Here is a 12,267-nt window from a genome sequence, read left to right on the forward strand (position 1 = left end):
TTAAAAATGAGGATAAAAGCAAGGTAAATTGCTGTCAAACAAGGAAAATAGCGCAGATCATATCGATGATATTATCTAGCTATTTGATGATGTTTGGCCGATATTTGGCGATGTTTAACCACTTTTAGCCTATTTAGATCGCTATCGGTTGAATTGAGTGCAGGCCCTAGTGTAATGCTGTAAAGAACACCCTATTAGTATCAACGAGCAATGCAAAAATTTGCTATACTATTAGTAAGTTATCTCTACTGATGACTGCCCTATTTTTAAAACGAGGTCTCCTCTATGCTTAGCCAACTACTTCCCATGCTTGCTATTACCTTTACTGTATTTATCCTATTCTTTGTGTTTATGGGTATCGGTTATATGGTCAAAAAAAAGCCGCTTAGAGGATCTTGCGGCGGCGTTGCAAAACTGATGGGCGATGAAAACTGCTCGTTTTGTGGTAACGATCCTAACAAATGCGATTCAATCATCGCAGAGCAGCAAGAAAACGCGCTTAGAGCTGCTCAATTAGGCAAATCTGTATAAAGGTCACATTGGTTACCATACGCTGGTAGCATTTACCTTACATCTGTTCTTATAATAGCGTCTAGTCACTTTGAAAGTGGCTGGCGCTATTTTTCATTGTGCCATCAGCTGTTTATATGCTTGGTTTTAGATCAGTTGTCCATAAAAGGGTGAGTGAAAAAAGTGCCAATAATAGCTTCAGCGCGCCTGATGCCGTAGCCACGTTATGTGTGATTGACGACAATCAATCTCTCAAAGCCATACTCGTATAGGCTATTACTCATATATAAAGCCACTACCCATACATTATGTTTACCCTAGCTTATAGGGTAACAAGCTCGTACTCCTTGCGCTGTGCAAGTAATGTCTAGTTCTGATTTGCGATTCTGATTGATAATGTTAGTCACCGTTTAGGTGCGTTTTCCTTAGTGTTATTTATCAGCGACGATTCTTCGGCGTTGTTTAATGACGTGTCCTTTTTCTCATTTTAATAATAGTCGTGCTGCTATGTCTACCTCCTCCCATTTGCCGTCTGATTTGCCACCACAGTCTCACCCAGATACCTCGTCAGCGTTTAAGCTGCCTTCATCGCGCTTCACTTTTTGGCTCGTACTATGCGCCATGATATTACTGGCGACCAATATGCGTGCGCCTATTGTCGCCCTTGGCTCTATTGCACCAGTGGTGCAAGAGGCGCTCAATATCTCTGAGACGCAGATTGGTTGGCTGGGTGCGGTGCCGATGCTAACGTTTGCAGTGGGCGCGCTTATCGCACCAACGATTGGTAAGCGCTTTGGTCTTGAGAATACGCTCATTGCGATGATTGGTTTATTAACGGCAGGTATGATTATTCGTACTGTCATACCAACTTGGCTGGGATTCTTAACGGGTACTTTATTACTGACCTTGGCTATCGGCTTTGCTAACACCTTGGCGGCACCCGTTATCAAGCAGCGCACTCCGCAACATATTCCATTGATTACTGGCCTATTTAGCCTGACCATGACGGCGTCTGCGGGTATTGTCGCAGGGGTGGTATTACCGTTATCTGAAAGTGTCGGTTGGCAATGGTCGCTCGGTGGTTGGTCGTTGTTGGGACTATTTGCCCTAGCGATTTGGGTATTTTTGCGTTTTAGTTTGGGCTCTTCTAATCATCAAGCTGCTGTTTTGCCGCCCTCAGGATCTTCAAAGATTTCGATGTGGCGTACGTCTTTTGCATGGCAAATAGCGGTATTTATGGGCTTGCAGTCACTACTGTTTTATACCGTTGCCAGCTTTTTACCTTCTATTTGGGTCAGTAAGGGTTTAACTCCAGTTGCTGCTGGCCAGATGGGCTCGGTGTTTCAATTTATGGCGCCGCTCTCTATTTTAAGTTTGACTTGGCTCGTCAATCGTGGCCGCCCTATTCAAGCGCTCGCGATCTTAGCTGCGGTGCTCAACGTCATTGGGGTGTTAGGAGTCAGTTATCTAACCCCTGATTTAGCTTGGCTGTGGTCAGGTTTGATGGGAGCAGGTTGTTCTGCTATCTTTACGCTCAGTATGATGCTGTTTTCCCTGCGCACTTATACCACCAACCAGTCCAGCGAGCTATCGGGCATGGCGCAGTTCGTTGGTTACTTGCTAGCCTTCTTTGGTCCGTTAGGCACAGGTTGGCTACATGAATTAACTGGTAATTGGGGCTTAGCACTGTTACTTATGCTAATCCTGATGGTGATTAATGTCGGTTTTGCGTGGTTAGTCAGTCGCCCCATTATGGTCGATGGTAAACAGGTTTAGTTGAGTATTTATTAAAACATTGCTAACAGGAATAATACTTTGGACAACCAAGAAAAGCTGACCACTCACTCTTTAGAGAGTGAGTCAATGAATAGAGAGCTCATAACTAAATGTGATGAGCCATTCTTAAAGCAAGTTGAGCAAAACCTTATAGATATTGTTATTTTCCAACAATTACGTTTCAGAGTTAGACTTTTTCGAGGTATGTTCAGTCCTATTTCTAAGTCTAGTAAATTTATAAATAAATACTGGTCTTCAATAAGAAGAACATTATTAATTTTATGTATGATAGTCACTTTACTCTTATTGCTATGCGCAATTTTTTTTGATCCATTTAATTTAGTTTTCTTAGCACTATTTATAATCTATTCGATACTGACTTTCGGAATTTGGTTTTTAAAGATGTCTCCTAAAAATCGGAATCTTCAAAGGCTTGGTAATTATATTGATAGAAAATCAGCTGAAAAATCAGCGAAAAGAATATTAAAAGTAGCAGCTAAAATATTGCCTTTCGATGCTCACTATCTTTTTTCTGATAATTTGGTCACTTACAGTCGTTTAAAAGATGAGAATACTGGGATTGTCTTCTCTAAAAAACTAGAAAAATTTGCTGTAGTACATAGCCATGCTACCCTTTTATATAAGAGCTCAACAACTATTTTTGAGCGTACACTTATAATGCATGATGGTCAGCAACAAATAATTGATGTCTTAGCAAGGTTAGACATTGAGTTTATAATTTACACGCCTGAGATCTACAAGGACTTACTTGAAGAACTAAGTGATACAATTTATTAGTCTCAGCTTTAGAATGCCCAGTATCTCTAAATAATCAAAAAACTAAGATCAATTACGAATATTAATTTTTACTGGAAACTATAATCTTAACGGTTGCGCAATATTGCTAGATGGCTTGGTTTGCTACACTAGCTCTATTGCCCAAAGGATAAGATTGTGATGACAAAGCGCTCGCCTCATTCAGCTCAGTTAGCGGATACTCAATACCCTACTTCCTCTTCAAATTTTCGCCTATTGCCACATTTAGCAATTGCAATGCTAAGTGCAGCTCTAGTCTTGAGCGGCTGTCAGAAAACACCTGAAACAACTGCTACTGACAATACGCAAACGGCAGAGCAAACCACTGAAACCGCCACAGTTGATGCGCCAGTAGCTACCACTGAAATGATAACTAGTGCGCAAACTATTGAACAACCAATAACGATATTAGCGTTGGGTGACTCACTCACTGAAGGTTTAGGTGTCGACCCTGATGAAAACTATCCCGCACAATTAGAAGATAAATTAAAAGAGCTGGGCTATGTCAATGCTACTGTCGTTAATTCAGGACTGAGCGGCGAGACTAGTACGGGTTTGGTCAACCGTCTGGACTGGGTCGCCCAAACCAAACCTGATATTACGATACTAACTATCGGTGCTAATGATGCGATACGCGGTCTAGATGTCACTACTGTTGAAAAAAATATTCGTACCGCGGTCAAGCATCTACAAGATAACGGTAGCGAAGTCATTTTAGGCGGTATGCAAATCTATGACAATCTCGGTAATGATTACGTCAAATCCTTCTCGGCTATCTATCCGCGTATCGCTAAAGATATGAACCTAAAAATGATTCCGTTCTTTTTGGACGGGGTCGGTGGTAAAGCCGAGCTTAATCAAGCTGATGCTATTCACCCGACTAAAGAAGGTTATACCATCATCGTTGATAATAATATCTTGCCAGTGCTGAAGCCTGAAGTCGATAGAATGCTGCAATCTATGCAAGCAAACTCGCTTACCCCTGTAGAAACGCCTACCACTGAGACTGCGCAATGAGCCTAACAAAAGCTAATAATGTGAATCCTGCCTCTAACCAAGAAGTACTGCTCCGCGCTACTGGCTTAACCAAAACAGTCTCGGTAGGTGAACGTTCGCTGACGATTATTAAAGACGTCGATATCCATGTCAACGCAGGCGAGTTCGTAGTGATTATGGGTAAGTCCGGCTCAGGCAAATCAACTTTGCTTGGCTTACTAGCCGCGCTCGATTATCCTAATAGTGGCTCGGTTAAATTGGCAGAGCAAACCTTAAGCAGCCTTGATGAAGATAAACTGGCGGCTATTCGTCAGCGCGATATGGGTTTTGTGTTTCAATCCTTTCACTTGTTGCCTACGCTAACCGTCGCTGAAAATATCGCTTTCCCGCTTGATATCGCCCGTCGTCCCGATCAAGCGCGCGTCGATGAACTTATCGAAGCCGTCGGATTGGGTCATCGCCGTGATAGCTTACCAAGTCAACTATCAGGTGGTGAACAGCAACGTACCGCTGTCGCGCGTGCCTTGGTCTCCCGACCTAAGATTGTCTTCGCTGATGAACCTACGGGTAACTTAGATGAGCAAAACGCGGATCAAGTGATGCAACTGCTATTGGATCTACGTCAACAAACAGGATCCGCGCTAGTGGTAGTCACTCATGATCCTGCGCTTGCCGAGATGGCGGATCGAGTTATTACTATGCATGATGGCATGATAGATGGGTCGCTTTTGAAGAGTGACCGCAAGGCTGATGAAATTTTCTAGCGTGCTGTGTCTACGCTGACAGAGGCTGCAAAAATTTCCATCAGCCTTACTGGCAGAAAATACATATGGTACTTTTATTTAATACCTACTATAGACGGATCAAAAGTTAATGGATAATGCTGCTAAGAGTGATCAGACTAAGCCGTCTAGCGCTAACATAAGCCAAGTTTTTACTGCTACCTTAGGCACTAAAGCCTTAACCCGTAGCTGGTGGCGACGTTGGGTTTATCCGGTTTTATTCCTAATTACCTTAACCTTATCGCTTGCCACTTATCTAACCCTTGATTCTATTCAGCAATCTGTCGATAAATACATTACTGACAATCAGCGCGCGCTCGTTGGTGGCGACTTAGTGCTAGAAGCCAATCAGGAGTGGCCCGCGCAAATCATAGAGCAAGTCAAAGATTTACCTGACGACCAGATAGTCTACGATTATCAGTTTAGCTCGATGGCAGTGACCGATCAGCAAACTTTACTCGTCCGCGTCAAGGGCGTCACCCCTGCTTATCCGCTATACGGTGAAGCCCAAACTGCTTCAGGCAAACCTCTATGGCAACAGCTCAAACCTAACACCGTAGTCGTCGCGCCAGAAGTTATGCAAGGTCTTAACGCTAGCGTTGGCGATACTATTAACATTGGCGAAGCTGAGTTTACTATCAGCGATGTACTGACCAAAGAGCCTGACCGTCCGCTAAGTGCTTTTGATTTTGGCGGGCATGTATTGATGCAAGAGGACGGCTTAGCCGCGACTAACCTGTTAGGTCAGCGTAGCCGTGTGCGTTATCGTATCGAGATAGCAGGTGACGCGGAAACCATCACCACGTTAAATGAGCAATTACAGCAAACCTTAGTTAGCTATCCTGATATCCGGCTTTCTGATATTGACTCTGAGGACACGCAAGTCTCGCGTATCTCTGATAATGTGCTGATGTTTTTGAAGTTACTGGTCATCGCGGTATTGCTATTATCAGCGGTCGCTATGTACGGGGTTATCACCGCTTTTGTTACTAAGCAGCAGTCTAATAATGCCATTCGTATGGCGATGGGCGAACCGGTTAGGCAGATTAAAGCCAGTTATTATCGGTTATTATTGACCACTTCGATCATCGCTAGTATCGCCGCTACTGTGCTCAGTCTCGGGCTATTACAGATTGGTCAGCCCTATCTGTCGGCTATCTTGCCTGCCGATATTGGTTTGGCTATTAACCCTATTAGCATTGTTAAAACTGTCATTATCGCTATCCTACTGACGATAGTGATTACCCAGCGCGGACTCAGTGAGCTGAGCACTACTAAGCCTGCTACCTTACTCAATCAAGGCGCTAGCCAAGCCGCCACCAATCAATCTTGGTATCAACGGCTGCCGCTACTGTGGTATAGCGTGATGCTCGTTGGTCTGTATCTATTCTTCGCTTATGAAGTCGGCTCTTGGATATTCTCCGCGCAACTGCTCATTGGCTTGATTGCTTTTGTGGCAATATTTTGGCTATTGGCACGCGGTTGGCTTGGGCTACTCGCTAGCATTGCTAAACGTCGTAAAGTCAGTTGGATGCAGCGTATTGCTATCCATAATCTGGCGCGTAAAGGCAATCAATCGGCATTATTCTTTGTGACATTAGCGCTATCGGTCGCGGTACTAACGCTGATTACCACTCTCAATCACAGCATCAACGCGCAGTTCGTCGATGCTTATCCAGAGGATGCGCCGAATATATTCTTGCTTGATGTTCAAACCGAACAACACGATGCAATCGATAATATCCTCAAAGCGCCCGTCAGCTATTATCCAGTGATTCGCGCGCGCGTAGTCACTGCTAATGACGTTGCTGCTGCCGATATCGAAGCCCCTGATAATCAAGATGATCCGACGCGAGTGTTTAACTTAAGCTACGCTGATAGCATAATGGATACTGAGTTTGTCACTGATACGCTGACTGATGGTGAACTGTACACCCCTATCGAAGGTCAAGATCCACAAACCTCTAAGCTACAGCAAGTCCAACCGTTATCTATCTTAGATACCGCAGCCGATATGCTTAATGTTGGCATGGGCGATCAAGTCGTCTTTAATATTCAAGGCATTGAGCTGACCGGACAAATCACTAGTATTCGCTCACGCTTTGAGCGTGGCCCTAGTCCGTTCTTTTATTTCTTATTTGAGCCAGACCTACTATCTGCGGCGCCGCAAATCCAGTTCGCTACCGCTCATGTGCCAGAAGCGAGTATTCCAGAGCTACAAGGTCAGCTAGTGCGCGATTTCCCTGCGGTAACCACTATCGATGGCACGGCTATCGCGGAGCAAATCCAAGACTTAGTGACGCAGATGAGCCGCTTGGTCTATGTGTTCACCTTACTGGCGTTATTGACAGGAATTATGGTGCTGATCAGCTCGCTACTCTCCACTTCTCAAGATCGAATGCAAGAGAGCGCTTCATTCCGCTTATTAGGCATGCAGAAGTCTGATTTATATAAGCTGAATATCTTGGAGATTGGGGTACTTGGCGTTAGCGCGGCAGTGTTTGCGATGACTATCGCAAGTGTTGGCGCGTGGTTTGCCATTACCCAATGGTTCAATCTACGCTTTAGTGTGCCGTGGGTGAGCTTGGCTATTGGCGGCGCGGCGTTAGTTGTCTTGCTGTTTGCCATTGCCATTGTTTATGTGAGATTGGTGATTGGACGCGGGATTATGGCACGGGTTCGGGCTATGATTTGAGAAGCGTTAAAAAATTGTATTCAATTTTAGCTTCGAAAGGAAAAATCCTTTAAAGGGGATTTTTTGATTGTTGATTTAGAAAAGGTTGGTTATGGTTTATTTGCTGTAGCTAATCCTGCTATCCGCTATTATCTGCCAGTCTAGGTATGAGGAAGGATTAAGCGAAGCATTGCTTCGCCCTGACGCAAGAGAAAATCTATGATTTTCTGTCGTTATTGTTTGAGCCGTTCCTGTTACCTCGATATCATCTCAAAACGATACTTTCGCAACTTTACTGCCTAATCCATCAGGATGTTCGTTTATATCAAGGCTAAACTCTTCACTTTACCTCCAAGTAGTATATGTCTTGTTACATTTCCCCCATACTGTGTCACCCCGAATAAGGTAGAATGAATGCTAGCATTCATTCTACCTTATTCGGGGTGACACATACTCCCTTTATGCCATTACGTAATATTTTATTAGTAATATCAATTACTTACAAAATATGCTCCTACTTTAATTTTTTCTCTTTCTTATTTTGTTATTATTCACAAGATCTACTTATTTTATATAAAGATATTTGTTAAGTCATATTAATAAATCTTGTCTTAAAATGACACGTATGATATAAGTACAGCTCAAATAACTTACATAGATAGATTAATAGCAATTCGTATTATTAATACTTTTTAATATTATTTTTTGCACATTATTCAAATGTACTGTATAGTATGTACCCACTAAATATTGGAGGTTTTTATGATAGGAGATATGTTCAAAAAAATGACAGGTTTGAAAGCTGACAATCTTTCTATTTTAGAGATTGAAGATAAAGTGAAATCTGCCAAGAAAGTTGAAACAATTCCTTTTAATAAATCTGATAACACCTTAGTTCCGACTAGAGGGAATGTTTTTAGCTATAATACGATGACAACTAATGATATTAATAATGTATTAGATGAGCTAAATACGTTTCACTAGAGTTTTGTTTCTATGGTAATTAAAAACGAGGAAGATGTTTATCATTTTTACAACGATGTATTCAAACTTCTATATGCAGACTTGGTAGCAGTTACTGGACAAAAAAGTGAACAAGTCTCTTTTGAGTTACAAGCATGCCTAGATCATATAGTTGTGGCTCAAACTTGTAATGACATGGCAATTTCTGAAGATAACTTTCGTAAAGCTCATGGGCATTTAGTTAGGGCTTCTTTAGATTGTGCGAAATTATTATGGATAGAGCTAAAAAATAGAGCTAAAGCTTTTTTGGATGATAAAGAGATTATGGAACTTGCTCATAACTCCAGTATGGATGAGTGCTATAGCACCTATAAAGAAGCGGAAGATTTATCTATAGAAGCTCGACGATTAGAATCCCAAAATTCTGGTATTTCCCCAGAAGATACTATTGATACCTGGTACAAAGCTATTGAGGCATTAAATCGTTTTATTGAAATGTTTGTAGAGAGTAAAGTAACATCTGTTAAGAAAGTTAGGAAAAATAAAGCTTTAAAAGATAGACTTGTAGATATCCTTATTTCTTTTGTTGTAGGTACTATTGTGACAGTTTTACTAGGTTACATGACAAATACGTTTGAAATCAAAAAGCCTGATTTCTTAGTAGATTTTCTATATCCTAACTCCAAAACACTTGTAGACAAATAATATAGTTTCTTTAATTAATATAAAAACTCTTTTACTCTTTCAAGATACAAAGATGAGGGCCATCTTCTAGTCTATTTATGTACGTTTTACAACTGCCCAAACTAAAAAGCCTTCTTTATCTTTATAGATAGAGAAGGCTTTTTTTAACGTCTTTTCTTTAAAATCGTCTAGTCTACGCTAAGCTTAAATCGTATAACAAATTTGCTTAACTTTCAATACTTGCCTTGTAGAGCGGTTTAGCCTCGACAGTAGCGGATATACTTTTATGACCACTGGCCTGCGGGGATTTGGCTGAGAGGGTTATCGAGGCAACAGGAACACTATCAGCCTTTAGTCACCGCGCCAGTGGGCATATAAGATAGTAGCGGATAGCGAGATTAGCTCCAAAACCCCAACCCCCTAAAACCCCAAACGCTCGCTATTGATATAGAGAGCGTTTTTTGGTTTATTTACAGGTTAAATATACGAAAGATAAACGGCGATCAGCGCTTGACACCGCACACATCAAAGCTGGCATTTGCTATACTAGCGCCACACGAACCCGCACACTCACCCAATCAAACAGTCAGATACTGACAAGCGCACGGTAATCCTATGAAATTCTCAAAGTTCGGTCAAAAATTTACCCAGCCCACTGGCATCTCACAATTGATGGATGATCTAGGCGATGCGCTAAAAAGCAATCAGCCAGTCAATATGCTGGGCGGTGGTAATCCTGCCAAAATTGATGCCGTCAATGAGCTGTTTTTGCAGACTTATCGAGAGCTTGGCAATGATAATGATACAGGTGAAGCCAATAGCACCTCAATCATCAGTATGGCGAATTATTCTAATCCACAGGGTGATGCCGCCTTTATCGAGGCTTTGGTCAGCTTCTTTAATCGTCATTATGATTGGAATTTGAGCGCAGAAAATATCGCTTTGACCAATGGCTCGCAGAATGCTTTTTTCTATTTGTTTAACCTGTTTGGTGGGGCTTTTAATGTTGACGACAATCAATCTGTCGATAAATCTATTCTACTGCCACTAACGCCTGAATATATCGGCTATAGCGATGTGCATGTCGAAGGTCAGCATTTTGCCGCCGTGTTGCCGCATATCGATGAAGTGACTCACGATGGCGAGGACGGATTTTTTAAATATCGGGTCGATTTTGAAGCGTTAGAGAACTTGCCCGCGCTTAAAGAAGGTCGTATTGGGGCGATTTGCTGTTCGCGTCCGACCAATCCAACGGGTAACGTGCTGACCGATGAGGAAATGGCGCGGTTGGCTGAGATTGCCAAACGCTATGAGATACCACTGATTATCGATAATGCCTACGGTATGCCCTTCCCTAATATCATTTATTCCGACGCGCATTTGAACTGGGATCATAATACGATACTGTGTTTTAGCTTATCGAAGATTGGTCTGCCCGGTATGCGTACCGGTATTATCGTTGCCGATAGCGAGGTGATCGAAGCAGTCAGCGCCATGAATGCGGTGGTGAATTTAGCACCGACACGTTTTGGCGCGGCGATTGCAACACCACTTGTAGAAGATGACCGAATTAAGCAACTCTCTGATGACGTTATCAAGCCTTTTTATCAGCAACAAGCCAAAACAGCAGTGAAGCTATTAAAAGAAGCGTTGGGCGATTATCCGCTAGTGATTCATAAGCCAGAGGGCGCGATATTTTTGTGGTTATGGTTTAAGGATTTGCCGATTAGTACCTCTGAGCTGTATGAGACTCTCAAAGAAAAAGGCACGCTTATCGTACCGAGTGAATACTTCTTCCCGGGTGTCGATATTAGCGATTATAAGCACGCGCACGAGTGTATTCGTATGAGTATTGCCGCCGATGAAGACACGTTGACTAAAGGTATTACGGTGATTGGTGAAGTGGTTCGTGGGATTTATGATGAGGCTAAGTGAATAGTTTGAGCGTCTTATTTTAAAGTAAAAAAACGGACTATTAAGTAGTCCGTTTTTTTGCGCTATATATATATTTGAGAACAATCTAGCCTAGCTCTTTCAATAAAGCCTTGGCACTGATTTTACCAAACTCATTAGCCGCTAATGGCCCATCACCTGAGATCAGCTTTCTATCTTTATGCGTCTGTCCTGAGGCGAGCTTATTACTAATCGTGACGCCCAAATCCTCTAATTTTTCACCGAAATACCAAGGCATAGGTCCCGGTAGATAACCAATTTTTGGCATTTGCTTATCCATACCTGTCGGGAACGCGACCATCTCATAGCCTTTAAAAATAAAGTCACGCTGAGAATTATTTTCTTCACCTGAGTTATCAGCACTTTCTAAATTAGCTGCCAATAGAGCCGCTGGTCCATGACAGATGGCTAAGGTAAATAGATCCTTCTCATGACCCCAACGCAGCAATTCACCAAGACTATAATCTTCAGGTAAGCCTAACATCGCACCATGACCGCCGGGAATGAAGATAGCGGCGTAGTCGTCACTTTTAGCCATGTCATTTTTGACAAAGTCATCGATACTTTTTGGCTTATTCAGCTTAGACTCGTATCCGCTATAGATTGCTTTGACGTCGTCATCCTTGTCTGGCATGGCCCATTGCTCAATTTTGACAGACTCACCAGTTGGGGTAAACACATCGACATCAAACCCTGCCTTTTTAAAATGCAATAAAGGCACCATCATCTCAACAGGATGATTGCCCGTTTCGAACCTTTTATCATTGGTCATAGTCATGTACTGCTGCTCGGTGCAGACCATCATGATTTTTTTATCACCCGTATAAGGTGTGTCATAATCGGTATTATCATAGTTAGTTTTGCTCGGTGCTGCTATCTTGAGCGAGGATACGGAGGGAATATAAACTCCTTCCTCAATTTGTATTGGTTCTAAACCCAACGTATCTTTAGCTTTATCTAATAGGTCTTGGATATTCATAGTGACTCCTTTTTGATAGGTTTTTTATTATTTGTAGTTGTGGATAGCTCAATCGATAAACCTGATAGGCATATCGATTCAGCTTTTGTCTAAATGTAAGGTAACAAACTAAAAAGGCGTTAAATAGAGGAGAG

Annotated in this window: 10 protein-coding genes; 9 read left to right on the forward strand and 1 reads right to left on the reverse strand. The window is 42.3% G+C overall.

All coding sequences use genetic code 11. From position 1 onward, the window contains the following. Positions 1-285 precede the first annotated feature (285 nt). From nqrM to CXF65_RS09390, 9 genes are all read left to right on the forward strand, one after another. Complete coding sequence (gene nqrM / locus CXF65_RS09350) at positions 286-531, forward strand: (Na+)-NQR maturation NqrM (protein ID WP_025652990.1); 246 nt, start codon at positions 286-288, stop codon at positions 529-531. Between the two features lie 444 nt (positions 532-975). Continuing rightward, positions 976-2,286, forward strand: coding sequence for a CynX/NimT family MFS transporter (locus CXF65_RS09355; protein WP_101211843.1), 1,311 nt, complete (start codon positions 976-978; stop codon positions 2,284-2,286). 39 nt (positions 2,287-2,325) lie between these two features. Then, on the forward strand, positions 2,326-3,084 hold the full coding sequence (locus CXF65_RS09360; protein WP_157824070.1) for a hypothetical protein: 759 nt from the start codon (positions 2,326-2,328) through the stop codon (positions 3,082-3,084). A 159-nt stretch (positions 3,085-3,243) separates the two neighbouring features. Then, on the forward strand, positions 3,244-4,119 hold the full coding sequence (locus CXF65_RS09365; RefSeq protein ID WP_413772501.1) for an arylesterase: 876 nt from the start codon (positions 3,244-3,246) through the stop codon (positions 4,117-4,119). Further along, positions 4,116-4,862, forward strand: a complete 747-nt coding sequence (locus CXF65_RS09370; RefSeq protein ID WP_101211845.1) for an ABC transporter ATP-binding protein — start codon at positions 4,116-4,118, stop codon at positions 4,860-4,862. Before CXF65_RS09365 ends, CXF65_RS09370 begins: the two co-directional genes overlap by 4 nt. 109 nt (positions 4,863-4,971) lie before the next feature. Further along, positions 4,972-7,575 (forward strand): ABC transporter permease, encoded by a 2,604-nt coding sequence (locus tag CXF65_RS09375; protein WP_101211846.1) that lies wholly within the window; start codon positions 4,972-4,974, stop codon positions 7,573-7,575. 741 nt (positions 7,576-8,316) lie between these two features. Then, positions 8,317-8,538, forward strand: coding sequence for a hypothetical protein (locus CXF65_RS09380; protein WP_101211847.1), 222 nt, complete (start codon positions 8,317-8,319; stop codon positions 8,536-8,538). A 12-nt stretch (positions 8,539-8,550) separates the two neighbouring features. Further along, positions 8,551-9,222: a hypothetical protein gene (locus tag CXF65_RS09385; RefSeq protein ID WP_101211848.1), complete on the forward strand. Its 672-nt coding sequence runs from the start codon at positions 8,551-8,553 to the stop codon at positions 9,220-9,222. Between the two features lie 594 nt (positions 9,223-9,816). Further along, complete coding sequence (locus CXF65_RS09390; RefSeq protein WP_101211849.1) at positions 9,817-11,136, forward strand: valine--pyruvate transaminase; 1,320 nt, start codon at positions 9,817-9,819, stop codon at positions 11,134-11,136. Positions 11,137-11,221: 85 nt separating this feature from the next. Here the strand turns inward: CXF65_RS09390 and CXF65_RS09395 are convergent, their stop codons facing one another. Beyond that, on the reverse strand, positions 11,222-12,133 hold the full coding sequence (locus CXF65_RS09395; protein ID WP_101211850.1) for a DJ-1/PfpI family protein: 912 nt from the start codon (positions 12,131-12,133) through the stop codon (positions 11,222-11,224). Positions 12,134-12,267: the final 134 nt, after the last annotated feature.

This window comes from Psychrobacter sp. Sarcosine-3u-12 (assembly GCF_002836005.1).
Classification (GTDB): Bacteria; Pseudomonadota; Gammaproteobacteria; order Pseudomonadales; family Moraxellaceae; genus Psychrobacter; species Psychrobacter okhotskensis.